The sequence below is a fragment of the Methanobrevibacter wolinii SH genome, from assembly GCF_000621965.1.
Classification (GTDB): Archaea; Methanobacteriota; Methanobacteria; order Methanobacteriales; family Methanobacteriaceae; genus Methanarmilla; species Methanarmilla wolinii.
In genome coordinates, this window is record NZ_KK211377.1 from 48,841 (window position 1) to 67,838 (window position 18,998).

The following is an 18,998-nucleotide window of genomic DNA, read 5'->3' on the forward strand; positions in this document are numbered from 1 at the left end:
GGTGTTAATATGTTGAATGTTCCTAAAGTTTTAAAAATTAAACGTATTGTTAATGAAACTCCTACAATTAAAACATTTTTCTTTGATTGGGATATGAGTGAAGAGATTCCATATCCTGGACAATTTATTATGCTTTGGAATTTTAATGATGAAAAGCCAATGTCTATATCTTCAATAGATGAAAAAAATAATGAAATTGGAATCACTATTAAAAATGTTGGTCCTTTCACTGAAGAAGTTCATAATCTTAAAGTTGGAGATTTTTTAGGATTAAGAGGTCCTTATGGCAATCCATTTACAATTCCAAAAGGTAAAAAAATATTAGTTATTGGTGGTGGAGTTGGAATGGCTCCAGTTGCTTGTTTTACTGATTATGCAGTTAAAGATAATGATGTTGATGTTGTTTGTGCTGCAGTAAATAAAGATGAATTACTCTTTGAGGATAGATTAAATAAATCTGGTGCAAATGTATATAATGCTACAGATGATGGTTCTTCTGGATATAAAGGTTTTGCAACAAATCGTGCATTAGATTTAATTGAAGAATCAACATATGACTTTGCAGTTGTTTGTGGACCTGAAGTTATGATGAAACCTACTTATGATATTCTTGAAGATAATAATATTTCTGGAGAATATTCTCTTGAGAGATATATGAAATGTGCAATAGGAATATGTGGACAATGTTGTGTTGATAATACTGGTTGGAGGATATGTAAAGAAGGACCTATATTCTCAAATGAGGATCTTAAATTAATTACAGAATTTGGAAATTATCGTAGAGCACCTACAGGTGAGAAAATTTAAATATTTTTATTTAAATTTTTCATGTCTTTTTGTATGTATCTAATTTCTCTTTAAATTTATTTTAGACGTGTTTTTAGATATTTTAAAGGTTTATTTTTTTTTAAATTAATTTTATTAAGTACTTATAATTTTTATTTAATAAAGTTTAAATTATATTAAATTATATAATTTAAATTTAATAAAATAAGTTTTAAGTTAAATTGTGATTTTATGGAAAATAATATAATTAGTAAGTTAAGTACTCCTTTAATTATAATTCTAATTTTAGTAGTACTTTCTGTTATGGTTTTAACTCCAGTATTGAATATGGTAATACTTGGAATTATTTTATCTCTTGGAGTAAGACCTATTGCTAGAAAATTAAATAATAAAATTAAATATAAATCTATTTCAAATATTTTAGGAATGCTTTTAATTATAATTCCTATAATTTTATTGCTAGGTTATATTATTTATATTATGATAAGTTTAAGTTCTTCACTTATTAGTAATCAAGGTAATTTCTCATCATTTAATGTTAAATCTATTGCTTCTAGTATTGTGTATTATTTACCTCCTCAATATCATTCTATGAGTGGGACAATTGCTACTAAAATATATACTGGAGTTAATAGTTTAACAAAGATAATTTTTAATTATATTATTGGATTAGTTAAAGATTTACCAAATATATCTGTACAATTATTGGTCTTGATGTTTACAACATTTTACTTTGCTCGTGATGGAGATAAAGTATGGGATTATGTTTTTGCATTTATACCTAATGATAAATCTGAATTTTTTAATCATATGTTTGCACAGATTAAAGATGTATTAAAAAGTATATTTTATGGTCATATATTAACAAGTATTATAATTGGTATTATGGGTTTTGTAGGATATACATTACTTGGATATCCTTATTCTGGATTTTTAGGAATTATGACTGGTATATGTCAATTAATACCAGTTATTGGGCCTTGGCCAATATATTGTGTTTTAGCTATTATAGACTTATTTAAAGGAAATTATATACGACTTGTATTTGTTGTATTATTTGGTTGTGTTTTATCTTTAAGTGATATGTATATTCGTCCTGCAATTTCTGGTAGATATGCAGATATTCATCCATTAATTTTACTTTTAGGATTTGTATCTGGACCATTAATTATGGGTATTGTTGGTTTTATACTTGGTCCATTAATTTTAGGAGTTGCATTTGCTGTTATTAAAACATATAAAGAAGAAAAAGATAATAAAAATTTATCTTAATCTTATATTAATATTATATATTGATGTTTGTAAATTAGTATAAACTATTTAGATTGTAAATAAGTTAAATTCTTAATAACAATAATTTTTAGTAGCTATTTAGATTGTAAATAAGTTAAATTCTTAATAATTTTGTAAAATAATAATTAAATTATGGATTATATACTGTGGTATTATGATTGAAAGAGAAATGATTGTTTTAGATATTGATTATATTACAGAAGGTGAAAAACCAGTAATACGTTTATTTGGTAGAGAACCAGGTGAAAATCCTAAAAGAATCATTGCATTTGATAATAGTTTTGAACCATATTTTTATATTGAACCAAATGATATTAATCAATGTTTAAAAGATTTAGAAAAATATGATACTCAAAATATTGAAATTGTAGATAAAAAAGACTTCCAAGTTCCTAAAAAATTTATTAAAATAACTTTTACTCATCCTCAAGAGGTTCCAAAATATAGGGATGAAATTAGAAATTTAGATTCTGTTGTTGATATACGTGAACATGATATTCCATTTTATCGTCGTTATCTTATAGATAATGATATTGTTCCCATGAGTCTTATTAGTGTTAAAGGAGATATTATAGAATCTCATGATTCTATAAGTAATAATTATGATAATCTTGAGATAATTAATCTTTCAGATGTCCCTAAATCTTTAAATGAATCAATTTCTGATTTTAGAATACTTGCTTTTGATTTAGAAGTTTATAATCCAAGAGGCTTACCTAATTCTGATATTGATGAGATTATTATGATTGGTCTTAATAGTAATTTTGGTATTCGAAAGGTATTATCTACTAAAACAAAGATTAATGATAATGATTCATTTGTAGAAAAATTTAATTCTGAAAAGGAAATGATTGAAGAATTTGTAAAAATTATTAAAGACAATCAAATTGATATTATTGTAGGATATAATTCAGATAATTTTGATTTTCCATATCTTAATGATAGGGCTAAATTATATGGAATTGATCTTGATTTAAGTATGGATGGTTCTTCAATTAAATTTATAAAAAGAGGATTTGCAGATGCTGCATCATTTAAAGGTCTTTTACATATTGATTTATATCTTGTAATGAGAAGGTATATGACTTTAGATAGATATACTTTAGAAAGAGTTTATTATGAGTTATTTGGAGAAGAAAAAAAAGATGTTCCTGGAGAAATTATTTGGAAATATTGGGATAGTGATAATGAATATCTTGATGAATTATTTGATTATTCTTTAGATGATGTTGTATCTACTCTTATGATTTCTCAACAAACATTACCATTGAATTTAGAGCTTACTCGTATTGTAGGTCAGCCTTTCTTTGATATTACTCGTATGACTACTGGTCAACAAGCAGAGTGGTATCTTGTTAAAAGGGCATATGCTATTAATGAAATAATTCCAAATAAACCTTCTGCCGGAGATAAATCAAGAGTACATGATAAAAACGAAGGTGGTTTTGTTAAGGAGCCTGAACCAGGACTACATGAAAATTTAGTACAATTTGATTTTAGAAGTCTATATCCTAGTATTATTATATCTAAAAATATTTGTCCAGATGTCCTTGTAACAGATGGTGGAAATCCATTAGATATTACTGATGATGCATTTCCTGATGAAGAAAGATATTATGTTTGTCCACAGCATAAACATAAATTTTTAAAAAGTCCAAAAGGTTTTATTCCTTCTGTTATTGGAGATATTTTAAGAGAAAGACTTAAAATCAAAAAACAAATGAAAAAATCAACTAATTCAACTGAAAAAAAAGTTTTAAATATTCAACAATTAGCTATTAAACGTTTAATTAATACTATGTATGGTGTATATGGATATTCTAGATTCAGATGGTATTCTTTTGAATGTGCTCAAGCTATTACAGCATGGGGTAGAGAATACATTCTATATACTATTGAAACCGCTAAAAAATATGGGTTCTATGCTATATATGCAGATACTGATGGTTTTTATGCAGAATATCGAGGAAATAAAAAAGAATAATTTTTTATTTTTTATATTATTTTGTAGGTTTTTTTATTTTTGTTTTGTTTTTAATTTTTTTAATATTTTATAATATCTATCATCATAGTTTTTACATATTTCTGGATATTGGTTCCACATTGCAATACTTGTTTCATTAATTGGACTTCTTGTTTTCTCATTGAATTTACTATAAATATGTAACATTTCTTTTCCATCACATATCATCATTTTAGCATAAGGTAGGTCTGTATTGTATATATTGATATTCGGGTTTTCTAATTCTTTTTTAATATTTACTTTTTTATTGTTAATTATACAGTAAGGTGAAGCTAGAATATTTATATCAATACTTTCTGATTTATTTTTTAATGTAGTTTTAAGTTGGGAAATTTCATCTTCAAATAAAAAACCTATTCTCATATTAACATGGTTTTTTGCTTTTTTAATAAGTTCAATTTCTTTGTTTACTATTTTTTTCTCTCCTCTAATTAACCACATTGGAGCTTGTGTTTTTATAGTATTGTTTTCATGGTTATAAATTAATTCTAATTCTGCATTTTTTAATTCATCATTTATCTTTTTTGTTTCTCTTTTAAAAATAATTGATGGATTAATAGATTTATAAATATTTGGGTGTCCTTTGTTTATTTCTATAAATCCTTTTTCTTCTAAACTTTTTAAAACACTATAAATTTTAGTTCTCGGTATTTTTGATTTTTCACTGATTTCTGGAGCTTTAGCTTCAATCATTGAATTTAAATAATAAAATGCTAAAGATTCATATTTTGTTAGTCCAATTTTATTTAGTGTTTCAATTATATTTTCATTCATTAGAATCCCTTTTTTAGTTATTATTTCATAATTATACTCTTTAAATGATATATTAAACTTTTCATACTTTTAATACTTTCTAAGTTACATCACATTTATATATTAGATTGATATATCTTTAATTATATGGAGGTTACAAAAAATGATGAAAGATTTACCTAAGGATAGATTAGATATGTTCTGTTACCAATGTTCTCAAACTGCAGGTGGTAATGGATGTTTTATGAAAGGTGTTTGTGGAAAAGAACCTACTGTAGCAAGATTACAAGATAACCTTATATTTACAATGAAAGGTATTAGTGCTTATAATTATCAAGCAAATAAATTAGGTGCTAAAGATCCAGATGTAGATGAATTTTTAACAAAAGGTATGTATTCAACTCTTACTAATGTAAATTTTGATGTTGAAGATTTAATTCAATTAGGTCTTGATGCTGGTGAAGCTAGTGTAAAAGTTATGAGGTTACTTAAAAATGCTCATATTGAAGCTTATGGAGAACCAACTCCAGTTGAAGTAAAAGTAGGAGCACAAGAAGGACCTGCAATTATTGTAACTGGTCACGATTTAAAAGCTTTAGAAGAATTACTTAAACAATGTGAAGGTACTGGAGTAAATGTTTATACTCATGGGGAAATGTTACCTGCACATGGATACCCAGAACTTAGAAAATACAGTTCACTTAAAGGTCAAATTGGTGGTCCATGGTTTGATCAGAAAAAAATATTCTCAAAATATAATGCAGTAATTCTTGGAACTAGTAATTGTGTATTATTACCTAAAGATGATTATAAAGATAGAATTTACACAAGTGGAGTTGCTAAATTACCTGGTGTAAAACAAATTGAAGATTATGATTTTTCAGGATTAATCAAACAAGCTAAAGACTTAGGTGGATTAGAAGCTGAAGAACTCAGTACTGTAACTACTGGTTTCGGTGTAAGTACTATTTTAAGTCTTGCTCCTAAAATTAAAGAATTAGTTGAAGCTGGTAAAATTAAAAGGTTCTTCTTAGTTGGAGGATGTGACTCACCAAATGCTAAAAACAGTTATTACAGAGAATTTGTAGAAAACTTACCTGAAGACACTGTTGTATTAACTCTTGCTTGTGGTAAATACAGATTCAATGATTTAGATTTAGGTGATATTGAAGGTGTCCCTAGATTAATAGATATGGGTCAATGTAACGATGCAGTTGCAGCAGTAGATGTAGCTCTTGCATTATGTGACTTATTTGAATGTGAATTAAATGATTTACCATTAACTATTGTATTAAGTTGGATGGAACAAAAAGCAGCAGCTGTACTTTGGGCATTATTATACTTAGGTAAAAAAGATATGTTAATTGGTCCTATTTTACCTGCTTGGGCAAATGAAGACATACTTAATGTATTAATTGAAAATTATAATTTAACCCCAATTGGAGATCCTATTGAAGATATTAAAAAAATAATGGGTGAATAAATAAATTAAATTAAATTTATAATTAAAATTTTATTCAAAATTTATTTAAAATCAATTTACGAAGTGGTTTAAATGACAGATTTAAAAGGGAAACCTATTGAAATTGGTAGTTTAGCTGAATATCAAGAAGGTTCTGTTGTTAGTCGTGAAATCATAAAAAAAGATATTGGAACTGTTACAATATTTGCATTTGACAAAGGTCAAGGATTATCTGAACATAGTGCACCATTTGATGCATTAGTACAGATTATTGATGGTGAAGCAGAAATTACACTTGCAGGTGAACCTCATACTGTAAGTAAAGGACAAATGATAATTATGCCTGGAAATGTCCCTCATGCTTTACAAGCATCAAATAGTCCATTTAAAATGATTTTAACAATGATTAAATCAGATTAAAATTTTGAAGTTATAATTTTAATAATTTTCATTGTCGCCCTAAACTTAAAAGAAATATTTAACTCTAAAATCAATATTTCTTGAAAAATCTTTTTTAAGATTTTTTCTGTTTAGGGATAATAAATAATGATTAAAAAAACTGGAGGTATTAATATGGCTGATAAAAAAGCACCTGCTGATGGATGGCCTATAATTACTGGTGATTACATTGCAGGAGACCCAGAAAGCCCTGTTGCTGTTGCAACTTTAGCTTCTCACATTGAAGATATTCCTGCTGCTGCTGGAGCAGCTATTGCAGGACCATGTAAAACTGAAAATCTTGGTATTGAAAAAGTAGTGGCTAACACTATTTCTAATCCAAACATAAGATTTTTAATCTTATGTGGTGCAGAAGTACAAGGCCATATTACTGGTGATGCTTTCAAAGCATTACATGCACATGGTTGCGATCCTGAGAAAAAGAAAATTAATGAGGCAAAAGGTGCAATACCATTTGTAGAAAATCTTCCTATGGAGGCAGTAGAAAGATTCCAAAATCAATTAGAAATTGTTGATTTAATTGATACTGAAGATGGTGGAGCAATTACCTCAAAAGTTAAAGAATGTATTGAAAAAGATCCTGGAGCTTTCGAAGAAAAATCAATGGTTATTTCTATTGATGAAGATTCCGAGGATTCTGAAATAAAAATTAGTGCAAAACCTTCTGAAGTTGAAGTAGCTGCATAAATTTTTAAGTTTAAATCAGTATTTTACTGATTTAAACTTTTTTGAGCTTTATAAAATAGTTTTTAACTATATGTGTTAAATTAGATATTTTCTAATTATCATATTTTCTATGCTTATTTTTCTTGTTTTATTTGGGTATTTATTTTAATTTTCTATCCTTATTTTGAGTTTAGTCTTTTTTAATTAAATAATTATTAATGTGATAATTTTATTTATTTTATTTTTTTATATTTACTTAATTTAGAAATTTAATTTATTTATTTAATTACTTAATTATCTTGAATATTAATTTATTGATTTTATATTATTTCATAAAATATTAAATTTTAATAATTAACTAATAATTTTCATAGTTTTATATTAGAATTAGACTTAATTAAAACATATAATATTATTTTATTATTGATAATATTAATTATATTTTAATTATAATATCTTTTTATTTTCATTAATGTTTTTATTAATAGATTAATATATATGATTTTATTATAAAATATTATTATATTAAAAAATTTAAATAAAAAATACATATATTTAATTGAAATTCATTAATTTTTAGAATATTTTTTTAAATTTAATTTTTAAGTAATAAATAATGTTTAAATTTTATAAAAATTAAGATTTTTATTTAAAAAAAGTTTATTATTTAAATTCTTGGATATTATGTTTTAAAAAAAGTGAATTATAAATTTAATATAAAAATTTATTTAATTATAATATTAAAATATTAGAAAATAAATTAATTTAATAATTTATTTTTTAAAATGTTTGAACTTAAGTTATTAATAATTTATTTTTCCATATATTTTTCAATGTTGATATCTAATCCATCACATATTTCTTTTAATTGTTCATATAATTTTGAATCGATTTCAATTCCATTTTCTCTTTTTTCAGCTACTCTTTTAACTTCAATGTCTCCTGGAACAAATCCATTATCTGCATCTCTTATTTGTTTAATGAATTCATTAGTTCCAGCTTTAAATGCATCAATACCTACAAATTTATCTGGGTTGATTGCAATGAATAAATCTCCTTTTGTACAATTTTCTCTCCAATCTGCAGTACCAGTTACATTTGTTCCTACATCTGCACCAACTAATGGACCACAAAGGATTTCAATCATAAATGCTAATGCATAACCTTTGTGTGCACCAAATGCTAATATAGAACCATCTAAAGCTTCTGTTGGATCAGTTGTTGGGTTACCCTCTTTATCTAATGCAGTGTTTGGTGGAATACTTTGACCTTTTCTTTGAGCTTCTAATAATTTTCCTCTAGCTGAAGCAGAAGTTGCCATATCTGTAGCAATATATGTGTCATCATTAGGAATACTTATTGCAATTGGATTTGTACCTATAATTGGTTTTTTACCATTTAATGGTGCAATTGCAGGTTCTGTATTTGCAAAAGTAATTCCAATACAATCTTCTTTTGCTGCTAAGTCAGAATAAAATCCAGTAACTCCAAAGTGATTTGAATTATGGGTACCTACAATTCCAACTCCTGTTTTTTTAGCTTTTTCTATTGCAAGTTTCATAGCTTTTGTTGCTACAATTTGACCAAATAAACTGTGACCATTTATTACTGCAATTGATTCAGTTTCTCTTTCAATTTCAATTTCGCCTTTAAGTTTTATATTGTTAGCATCAATAGTTTTAATGTATTGTGGGAATCTTCCAATTCCATGTGAAGAAAATCCTTTTAAGTCAGCATTAAGTACTACTTCTGTTACTAATTCTGCATCTTCTTTTTTAACTCCTAAGTTTATTAATATTTGATCTACTAAAAGCTTTTCATTTTCTGTTGTTATTTTCATAAAGTACACCTTTTATTATTAGTTAATTTGAATTATTTTAAAAAATTAAAAATTTGTAATTTATTTTTATTCTGAAATTATTGTATCTTAATGTATTTTTAATATTCTATTTCAGTTCCTTCAAATGTTTTAATGATAATTTTTTCTTCAGAAATTACTTTACCAATAATTGAAGCTTCTGTAGTTTTATTTAATTCTTTTAAAACATTTTCTGCTTCTTTAGGAGGAACAATTACAACAAAACCAATTCCCATATTAAATACTTTATACATTTCTTTAAGTGGTACATCTTGTTGATAAATAAATTTAAAAATATCTTGTGGTTCTGGTAGATTATCTATTTTGAAACCGATTCCATCTTTGAGTCTGTTAAGATTTGTGAAGCCTCCACCAGTTATATGTGCTAATCCTTTAATATTGAAATCTTTTTTTAATATATTAACTATTGGTTTAACATATAATTTAGTTGGTTTTAATAATTCTTCACCAACAGTTATATTTGGATTAGTTGGTAATGCATCATCAATTTTAAGTCCAGCTTTTTCAAAAATAGCTTTTCTTGCTAAACTATAACCATTACTATGAATACCACTACTTCTAAGACCAATTAATATATCTCCTTCTTCAATTTCTGAACCAGTAATTATTCTATCTTTATCAACATAACCAATTCCAGTTCCTGCTAAATCAAAGTCTTTAATAATACCAGGTAAAGAAGCAGTTTCTCCACCAATAATTGCAATATTTGATTCATTAGCACCTTTAACTAAACCTTCTGCTATTTTTTCAGCTCTATCTGGGTCTGGTTTTTCTACTGCTAAATAATCAACAAGTGCTATTGGTTCAGCACCTACACAAAGAATATCATTTACAACCATAGCAATACAATCTATTCCTACAGTATCATATTTATTCATCATTTCAGCAATTAAAATTTTACTACCTACACCATCAGTACTCATTGCTATTGCTTTGTCTCCTAATGGTACTAAAGCAGCAAAATGTCCACTTTCAGTTAGTACTTCTCTATTATTTAATGTTGGTTTTAATTTTGAAGCTAATTTTGAAACAGTAAGTGCTTCAAGATCAATATCTACACCAGATTCTGAATATGTAACCATATATTCACCTATCTTTATAAATTTATAATATATTATAGTATATTTATATTATTAATGTGTATTAAAATTTATTATTTTTATTAAATCATTATTCTTAATATTTTATTTAAGATTTGTATAACTTTTATTAATTGTATAATTATTTAATTAATTTTGATTTAATTTTTATAAATTTAAATATTTTTCATTATTTTATTTATATTTATTAAATTTTTTAATTTTATTTTTAATCTTTATTTTTTTTAAAATTGAAATATAGTAAATTATTCGAATTTTATTATTTTAAAAAAAAGTTTCTTAAATTTAATTTTTAAGTATAAATATCATTTATATTATTATAAAAAATAGTATTTAACAAGTCTTAAAATTTAAAAATTAATATTTTTTAGAAAAATTTAATTTTTAAATAGAACATGTTTTAAATTTATATTAAAAAATTAATATTGATAGTTTAAGTTTTATTAAAAAAATTTATTAAAAAATAAGAATCTTAATAATTAAATTATGAAAAATTATATTATAATAATTTTTAAATTATTAAGATTTATTGTATTCTAGTAGCTTCAAGATTTAATGGAGTTTTTGTTTCCATTTTAAAGCTTCTATGTATACTACTTGCAAGGTCAACAGTTTTATAAGGATCTCCATGACATACAAGGATTTTTTCAGGTCTTGGACTTAATCTTTTTACATAGTCCATAAGTTGACGTCTATTAGAGTGACCACTAAAACCATTAATTGTATTGATTTCCATGTTAACATGGAATACTTCAGTTTTATTATCTACTTCTAATGGTATTTCTTTTACTCCTCTTTGTATTCTTTTACCTAAAGATCCTTCTGCTTGATAACCTACAAATATTAATGTGTTTTTCTCATCATCACATAATGCTTTGAAGTATTCAACAGAATTTCCTCCAGTTAACATACCTGAGGTTGAAAGAATAATACATGGTTCTCCTTCAACAATATCTCTTCTATTTATATTGTTTGAAACATTTTTAAAGTAATCTGAGATAAATGGATTTCTACCCATATGGAAAATTTGATCTCTTAAATCTTTACTTAAATATTCTGGTCTTGCAGTATGTATTGCAGTTGCTTCCCATATCATACCATCAATGTATATTGGTACTTCATCAATCATTCCATGACGCATATATTCTTCAAGTACAATCATTAATTCTTGTGCTCTACCTACAGCAAATACTGGTACTAAAACTTTTCCACCACGTTTTAAAGTTTTATAAATTGTTTTCATCATTTCTTTTTCTGCATTGTTTCTTGATGGTTGAATATCTTCATGTCCACCATAAGTACTTTCCATAATAACAGTTTCTGCTCTTGGGAATCTGGTGGTTGCTGGTTCTAATAATCTACTTCTTTCATATTTAAAATCTCCAGTATAAACAAGGTTGTGTTGACCATCTCCAATATGCATATGTGCTATAGCAGAACCTAAAATATGTCCTGCATTATGTAAAGTTAATCTTATATCTGGTGAAATATCTGTTACTTCTCCATAATCTAAGCATATTGTGTGTTTAATACATTTTTGAACATCTTTTACATTAAATGGTAATGGATGTCCTTCTCTGTGAGCAATATCAATATGATCTAATTGTAAAAGAGTCATTAAATCAGAAGTTGGTGTTGTACAGTATACTGGTCCTTCATATCCATAGTGGAATAAATAAGGTAAGAAACCAACATGGTCAAGGTGTGCATGTGATATTATAACTGCATCTAATTCTTGAATATTAAATTCAGGTACGTTTAAATATGGAAATGCATCTTTATCTTCAGTAGCAGCAACGTTTACTCCACAATCAAGGAGAACTCTACTATTTGGTGTTTGAAGAAGCATACAAGATCTTCCTACTTCTTTAAATCCACCCATTGAAGTTAATCTTGCCCAATCATTATCATATTTAGTTTCTTGGTGAATTCTTTTACCTAAATCTTCTAAGAATTTTTTTCTTTCTTTACTACTATTTTTTAATATGGTTCTTATTCTACCAATGATTTCTGATGAAATTGGAGGTGTTCTTAATATTTTTGGAGCCCATCCTGTTTGTTTAACAATTTCTCTTGAGGTTACTCCATATTTACCAATAACTAATCCTGGTTTTGTAGCTTCAATTATTACTTCACAAGTAACATCATCAAATGAGATATCACTTATTTCAGCATCTTCGGGTACAATTTCTTTTACTTTTTGTATTGTTTCTTCAGGATCTAATAAAACACTTTTATCTGATCTAATAATGATTCTTTTTCTTAAATCTTTTGCTAAATTACGAATAAGATCTCCATTATCAGTTATAATTTCAGGGTTTTTTGTATAAATTACAATTTCGGGCCCTTCAAATTCAACTTTAGCAACTTTTACCATTTCAGGTAATCTGTTTATAATTGTTTTTTTAGTTTCTTCTAAGATTTCTGAAGCCATATAATCACTTCTTTTGAAAAATAGTCTATTAAATAATAAAATTATATTAATTAAGTTCTTTTTTAAAAATTTTAAATCTCAATTATCTAATTAATAAAATAATAATTGATTAATAAAAGGGTATTTAGTTATAATTTAAAAAGATATTGAATTATTAACTAAATAATCTAATTTAAAAATAATAAGTTTAGAGTTTAATAAACTCTAAAATCATATGAATAATTATTTATTCATCTATAAATTTATTTATGAAAAAAATAAGTTAAAATAAAAAATTAATAAAATTAGTTATTAATTTCTTCTACTTTTGCTTCAACTATTTCTTTATCTAACATTTTGAATCCTTCATCTTTTGTAACAGTAGCTACTAAGAATCCATTTCCAGAGAAGGTATCACGTTCTGTAGCAGATTTAATTGCTCTTAATGCAATTTCTATACCTTCATCAATACTTAAATCTTCATGGAATCTATCTTCTAATACACCGTATGCAAATACAGATCCAGATCCAGTAGATATAAATGTATCTTTAATTACTCCACCTGCAGCATCAAGTGAGTAAATAGATGAACCTTCATCATCTACACCTCCAAGAAGAATTTGAACTCCTCTTGGTTGTGAGTGTAATATATTTCCAGTTAATGTAGCTGCAGAATCAATACTAATTTTTTCTCCATTTCTTAAATTATATAATGAAACTTCTGCACGCATTACTTTCATTAAATTTTGTGCATCTGCAACACTACCAGCAATAGTTGCTGCTATATGATCATCAATTTTAAATATTTTTTTTGCAACTTTATGAGCTACTAAACTTCCCATACTAGCTCTTCTTTCTGATGCAAAAACAATTCCATCTTTACAAGTAATACCTACAGTAGTGGTACCTTTTACAATTTTTTCATCGTCCATGTAAACACCTCGTTTTTATAACATGTAATGAATTTATTATAAATATATAATTATTTAAGTATATTATTTTAATAGTAAATTTTTACTACTTATATATAATATATTTATTTAAAAATTTATATTAAATTTACTTGAAATAATGTTTATTTAAAAATAAATATTTACATTATTTTTTATATCTTGAAAAAATAATTACTTTTTATATTAATTTATAATATTCCTTTTTGATGAAATAAATTTATTATAATAAAATCAGACTATAATTAAGTAAAACTTAACTTTATTAGAATATGTTTTTAATATATATAATATTTTCGTTTTATTATTTTATAATATTATATTATTTTATATTATTTAATAAAATACATATTATAATTTTTAATTATTTATCTTAATATTTATATTTTTCAATATTTTTTATTATAATTTTTAATATTTCTTAATTTTAATATAATTTAATCATATATTAAATTAATTTCTATTTTTTTAAAATATATTTTGGACTATTATAATTTTTCTTAATTAATTAAATTAATATACATTATATTTTTATATTCTTTTAATGAAATATTTATTTTTAGATAATTATTATTTAATTTATGATAGAAAATTATTATATAAATTTTATAATTAAGATTTTTAATAGTTATATTATATTTTTGTCTTTGTTGAAATTTTTAAACTTATCTTAAGTTTTTAATTTATGAATAAATCATTTTAAGAGTAAATTCTTAAATTTAAGTTAATTTTAAATTTATAATTAAATCATTTAAGATTTAATTTTTAAATAAGATAATTCTTCAACAGAGCCATATTTTTCTAGGATTATTTAATTTCTTATTATTTAAATTATTTATGGTAATATATATGAAATGGAAGATTATTGGGAAAATTCTTATTTTAGATGATAATACTCGTGATTTGTCTTATGATGAACTTAAAGAACTTCAAAATAGGTTTCATGTAAAATCTATTATTAAAGTAGGTAAGATTCATGGACAATTAAGACAACCTTCAACTCAAATATTACTTGGTGATAGCACTGAAACTATTCATAAAGAAAATGGTTGTTATTTTAAGTTAGATTTATCAAAAGTTATGTGGGCAAAAGGAAATACTAATGAAAGATTAAGAATTGCTAAATTAGTATCTGATGGGGAAGTTGTTTTAGATATGTTTGCAGGTATTGGTTATTTTTCAATTCCTATTGGGGTTCATGCTAATCCTAAAAAAATTTATTCAATTGAATTAAATCCTAATTCTTATAAATTTTTAAAAGAGAATATTGAGATTAATAAAATTAATCAAAAAGCAGCTTATGATAAAATTGTCCCAATTTGTGGTGATTGTGCTATTGAAGCACCTAAATATAATGCTGATCGTATTATTATGGGCTATGTTAAAACGACTCATGAATATTTACCTAGTGCAATGAAAGCATTAAATCCAGGTGGTATTATTCATTATCATGAAACAGTTCCTGATAAATTAATGTATACTCGTCCTGTTGAAAGGATTAAAGAAGCTGCAAAAAATAGGGATGTTGAAATTCTTGGAATTACTAAAGTTAAAAAGTATTCTCCAGGTGTCGAACATGTAGTTGTGGATGCTCGTATTGAATGATAACTATCTTTATTAATTTAATGATATTAATTTAAAAAGAGAATAATATTAATTTAATTAATATTATTTGTTTTATTTATTATATTTTGTTCTTTTACTGCTTTTTCATATGGTAATGAACTTAAATATTCCTTATTAATATATTTATCATATACTGCAAGTCTTTCTTTAAGTTGGTAACCTGCATCTTTTGTTATTTCATTTAAATGGTCAAGTGTTGGCCATGGTGAAGTTTTATTTACATAATCATGGGTTAAAGGAGATACTCCTCCCCAATCATCTGCACCAGATAAAAGGAATATTTGTGCAGTTTCATAGTTAAGGTTTGGTGGAACTTGTATTGATACATCATTAAACATTAATTTTGCAAGTGAAACGGTTCTTACCATATCTAAAAGACTTGGTTCTGGATAATTAGCCATTTCCATATTTGGTGCTGGTGTAAAATTTTGTATAATAATTTCTTGAATATGGCCATATTTTTCTTGAATTTTTTTTATTTCAAGTAATGATTCTACTATTTCTTCTTTTGTTTCACCAATTCCAATTAAAATTCCTGTAGTATAAGGTATTTTTAATTTACCTGCATTTGTAATAGTTTTTATTCTAGTTTTAGGTAATTTTCCTGGACTTTTTTTATGGGCAATAGTTTTCATAAGTCTTTTAGATGAGTTTTCAAGCATTAATCCCATTGAAACATTAACTTCTTTTAATTTTTTCATTTCTTTATAAGACATGTTTCCACAGTTTGTATGAGGAAGTAGATTTGTATTTTCTAAGGTAGATTTACAGAAATCATAAGTATAATCTACCATTTTATCATAACCTAAATCATTAAGTCTAGATTTTACAATATCCTCTTCATCTGCATTTTCACCGAATGTAAATAATGCTTCTTTACATGAATATTTTTCACTATCTTTTAAAGTTTTTAAAATTTCTTCTGGTTTTTTTAATATTATTGCATCTTTATCTTCTTGTGTTTTTTTAAAGTTACAATATCCACAATCATTTTTACAGATTTCAGTAATTGGTATAAATACATTTTTAGAAAAAGTAATTGTTTTATTAGGAGTGTAATCTGTATTAGCAAGGTTCATTAATTTATTCACATCTTTTCCTTTTGAATTAAGAATATCGGTTAATTCTTCTTTTGATAAATCTTTAATATTTATTTTATTTTCTGTTAATTGGTCTAAAACATTCATAAGAATCATTATTTTATTTTAATTATTTATATCTTTTTTATTATTCTATATTTAAAAATTCTTATTTGAGTTTTATTTAATTATCTTGAAATTCTATTTTTATATTTTTAAGTTTTTTTTAAATTATTTATTTTAAATTAGGATTGTTTTTTTTTAATTTAGAAAGTTTTAAAAAAATAGTTTTTTTAGAATTATTTTTAAGTTTGTATAAATGGTTTTTTTAAAATTAGTTTTTTTATCTAAAATCAGTTATTTTTAAAATTAATTATTATTTAAATAAAATTATTGAAAATGAGTTTATATAGGGTTTATTTTAATTTGATGTGGTGTAAAATTATTTGAAAATAAGTTTATAGAAAGATTATTCTAAATTATTAGAATATTTACTTTCTAAAATTTTTAATTTTAAACCTCTTTATCTGAAACAGTTACTTCAACAAAACATGGTCCCATATTTTTATGGTCTCTCCATAATACTACAAACACACTTGCATGTTCTGTATCAAATAATCTAAAATTTGTAGTTATTCCTTGGTCTTCAAAACCTTTAACCATTCTCATAACGCCATTTGAATCTGTTTCAGCATTAACTTTAACAGATGACCTAACTTGTTCGTCCATTCTATTGATTATTTTTCCAGCATCATCAGAGACAATTTCTATTTCATCACCATTAAACATATCAACTATTTCATCTAATTCTTTATCAATATTATTAATATCTATTTTATCTGAACCTATAGATCTAACAATGAGAATTTTTCCATTATCTAGTGCTGGACGAGATCCTTTAAATGAATTAAGTTTTCCTAGAATTGAACCTGCAATTTTATGTAAATGTGACATGATATTTCCTTTTTTAAGTTTTTAGTCAAATTTTTTTATTTAAAATAGGAAATGAAATATATTATATTTTCATTTCTTCTTTTAATTGTGCAATTGTTGAAACTTTTTCTGCAAAAGCATCATGTCTATGAATACTTTCTTTATTAATTTGACGTAATGTAACTTTTGTATCGTCTGGTAAGTTTGAATATTTTTCAATGATTTTTTCAACCATGTTTCTTACACAGTCTTCTACAAATACTGGTTTAGTATGTGCATTCATTACAGTTGCATTTTCATCAGGACGTTTTAATAATCCACATACTGGTGAACTCATAGATTCTTCAATAATTTCAATTAAATCATCTGCACTAACTTCTTCACCTTTAGGAACTTCTATTAAGATAGTTCCAATACCTCTTTGGTTATGTGATGCAAAAGTTACAGTATCTAATACTTTTTGTGTTGTTTCTTCATCTAAGAATTCTAATAATTTTCTTTTATCTGCTTCTTTTACTGATTCTTGTGCACATGGACATACTGTCATTCCAACGACTTCTGTTCCAATGTATTTATGAATTATGATTTCATTTCCATTTCTAGTTCCAACAGCTTTAGCAATTAATTTTGCCATTTCTTGTGAATTTTTTTCTGTGACAGGTGATTTTCTATTAAACATATAATCACTTGTCATATTGACTTCAACACGTCTTGCATATTCGTGTTTTTCCATCATTTTATTTACAATTTCTTCACAGATATTTTCAGTTCTTATGGATTGACTTTTAGTAGCTTCTTCCATTACTTCACTAATAGCTTCTGGGGTTCTTGACATATGAATACCTTTTTGATCACTTGGTAAATCTACAAATGCATCAAAGGTAGGTATTAATATAATTGGTCTTTTATTTTTTCTTTCTAATTTTACTAATTTTTTAACACCAGTAACTCCTACTCTTGATAAAGAGATAGGTACACGTGGTTTGTTATCTTGAGTATCTGGGAAACAATCAGCCATAATATACCTTCTAATTTTTTATTAATTATATTACTATATCTTTTAAAATATAGTTTTTAATCATATAAATTTTATTTAAAATTATATTTATAATTTTTTAAATAAAATAATATTATTTTTTTAATATTTTTAGAGAAAAGTCTATTTTTTTATTTAATTTTTAAAATAGGCTCTTATTTAATTTTAAATTTATTTAAATATCTATAAAATATTTTTGATATATTATTTTATTTTTAGTATATCATATTTGTTTAATTGTTTTGTATTTTTTTAATATTTTATAAAATCAAGATTTTTAAAGTTTTTTATTAAAAAATAGATTTATTTTAAATTAATTAGTTTCTATATTAATTTTGGATATATATTATTTTAAAATAAGTTAATTTAGTATATGTAATTATAATTTTTTATTAAAATTTATTTTTAATTATATATTATAAGATTTTTAAATTTAAGTTAATGATTTATTGAATTTAAAAATTTAAAGTTTAAGTAAAAATAAGTTTTAGAATGTTTATAGAATTTTATAAAAATTAGTTTTAATTTAGTTTTATATAA

General features: G+C 24.4%; 15 protein-coding genes. 7 read left to right on the forward strand and 8 right to left on the reverse strand.

The genetic code is table 11. The features are described 5' to 3' along the window. Positions 1 to 9: 9 nt before the first annotated feature. The 3 genes from T523_RS06880 to T523_RS06890 all read left to right on the forward strand — a co-directional run bounded on the left by T523_RS06880 (position 10) and on the right by T523_RS06890 (position 4,063). Positions 10 to 807 carry a dihydroorotate dehydrogenase electron transfer subunit gene (locus T523_RS06880; RefSeq protein ID WP_042708209.1) on the forward strand — a complete coding sequence of 266 codons (798 nt, stop codon included), beginning with the start codon at positions 10 to 12 and terminating at the stop codon, positions 805 to 807. Positions 808 to 1,017: 210 nt separating this feature from the next. Next, positions 1,018 to 2,058, forward strand: a complete 1,041-nt coding sequence (locus T523_RS06885) for an AI-2E family transporter (RefSeq protein ID WP_042708210.1) — start codon at positions 1,018 to 1,020, stop codon at positions 2,056 to 2,058. 178 nt (positions 2,059 to 2,236) lie between these two features. Then, on the forward strand, positions 2,237 to 4,063 hold the full coding sequence (locus T523_RS06890; RefSeq protein WP_042708327.1) for a DNA-directed DNA polymerase: 1,827 nt from the start codon (positions 2,237 to 2,239) through the stop codon (positions 4,061 to 4,063). Between the two features lie 33 nt (positions 4,064 to 4,096). Here the strand turns inward: T523_RS06890 and T523_RS06895 are convergent, their stop codons facing one another. Beyond that, entirely contained in the window at positions 4,097 to 4,876 is a 780-nt protein-coding gene (locus T523_RS06895; protein ID WP_042708211.1) for a TrmB family transcriptional regulator, read from the reverse strand. A 142-nt stretch (positions 4,877 to 5,018) separates the two neighbouring features. On the opposite strand from T523_RS06895, the gene hcp reads away from it, so the two are divergent. The 3 genes from hcp (at position 5,019) to mtrA (ending at position 7,463) form a co-directional block, all read left to right on the forward strand. Further along, positions 5,019 to 6,338 (forward strand): hydroxylamine reductase, encoded by a 1,320-nt coding sequence (hcp, locus tag T523_RS06900; protein ID WP_042708212.1) that lies wholly within the window; start codon positions 5,019 to 5,021, stop codon positions 6,336 to 6,338. 72 nt (positions 6,339 to 6,410) lie between these two features. Then, positions 6,411 to 6,737 carry a cupin domain-containing protein gene (locus T523_RS06905; RefSeq protein ID WP_042708213.1) on the forward strand — a complete coding sequence of 109 codons (327 nt, stop codon included), beginning with the start codon at positions 6,411 to 6,413 and terminating at the stop codon, positions 6,735 to 6,737. Positions 6,738 to 6,890: 153 nt separating this feature from the next. After that, entirely contained in the window at positions 6,891 to 7,463 is a 573-nt protein-coding gene (gene mtrA / locus T523_RS06910; RefSeq protein WP_042708328.1) for a tetrahydromethanopterin S-methyltransferase subunit A, read from the forward strand. 790 nt (positions 7,464 to 8,253) lie between these two features. On the opposite strand, the gene comC is transcribed toward mtrA, so the two are convergent. The 4 genes from comC to psmB all read right to left on the reverse strand — a co-directional run bounded on the left by comC (position 8,254) and on the right by psmB (position 13,766). After that, positions 8,254 to 9,282 carry an L-sulfolactate dehydrogenase gene (gene comC / locus T523_RS06915; RefSeq protein WP_042708214.1) on the reverse strand — a complete coding sequence of 343 codons (1,029 nt, stop codon included), beginning with the start codon at positions 9,280 to 9,282 and terminating at the stop codon, positions 8,254 to 8,256. Between the two features lie 98 nt (positions 9,283 to 9,380). After that, positions 9,381 to 10,403, reverse strand: coding sequence for a phosphoribosylformylglycinamidine cyclo-ligase (gene purM / locus T523_RS06920; protein WP_042708215.1), 1,023 nt, complete (start codon positions 10,401 to 10,403; stop codon positions 9,381 to 9,383). A 544-nt stretch (positions 10,404 to 10,947) separates the two neighbouring features. After that, positions 10,948 to 12,855 (reverse strand): beta-CASP ribonuclease aCPSF1, encoded by a 1,908-nt coding sequence (locus T523_RS06925; RefSeq protein ID WP_042708216.1) that lies wholly within the window; start codon positions 12,853 to 12,855, stop codon positions 10,948 to 10,950. Positions 12,856 to 13,139: 284 nt separating this feature from the next. After that, positions 13,140 to 13,766, reverse strand: a complete 627-nt coding sequence (gene psmB, locus T523_RS06930) for an archaeal proteasome endopeptidase complex subunit beta (RefSeq protein WP_042708218.1) — start codon at positions 13,764 to 13,766, stop codon at positions 13,140 to 13,142. Positions 13,767 to 14,633: 867 nt separating this feature from the next. On the opposite strand from psmB, the gene T523_RS06935 reads away from it, so the two are divergent. Further along, positions 14,634 to 15,389 carry a class I SAM-dependent methyltransferase gene (locus tag T523_RS06935; protein ID WP_042708219.1) on the forward strand — a complete coding sequence of 252 codons (756 nt, stop codon included), beginning with the start codon at positions 14,634 to 14,636 and terminating at the stop codon, positions 15,387 to 15,389. A 53-nt stretch (positions 15,390 to 15,442) separates the two neighbouring features. Here the strand turns inward: T523_RS06935 and cofG are convergent, their stop codons facing one another. From cofG to mptA, 3 genes are all read right to left on the reverse strand, one after another. Next, on the reverse strand, positions 15,443 to 16,597 hold the full coding sequence (gene cofG / locus T523_RS06940; protein ID WP_052334676.1) for a 7,8-didemethyl-8-hydroxy-5-deazariboflavin synthase subunit CofG: 1,155 nt from the start codon (positions 16,595 to 16,597) through the stop codon (positions 15,443 to 15,445). 405 nt (positions 16,598 to 17,002) lie between these two features. Further along, a complete protein-coding gene (locus T523_RS06945; RefSeq protein WP_042708220.1) occupies positions 17,003 to 17,443 on the reverse strand; it encodes a DUF2120 family protein in 441 nt (146 codons plus the stop codon). A 61-nt stretch (positions 17,444 to 17,504) separates the two neighbouring features. Further along, positions 17,505 to 18,440, reverse strand: coding sequence for a GTP cyclohydrolase MptA (gene mptA / locus T523_RS06950; RefSeq protein ID WP_042708221.1), 936 nt, complete (start codon positions 18,438 to 18,440; stop codon positions 17,505 to 17,507). Between the last annotated feature and the right edge of the window lie 558 nt (positions 18,441 to 18,998).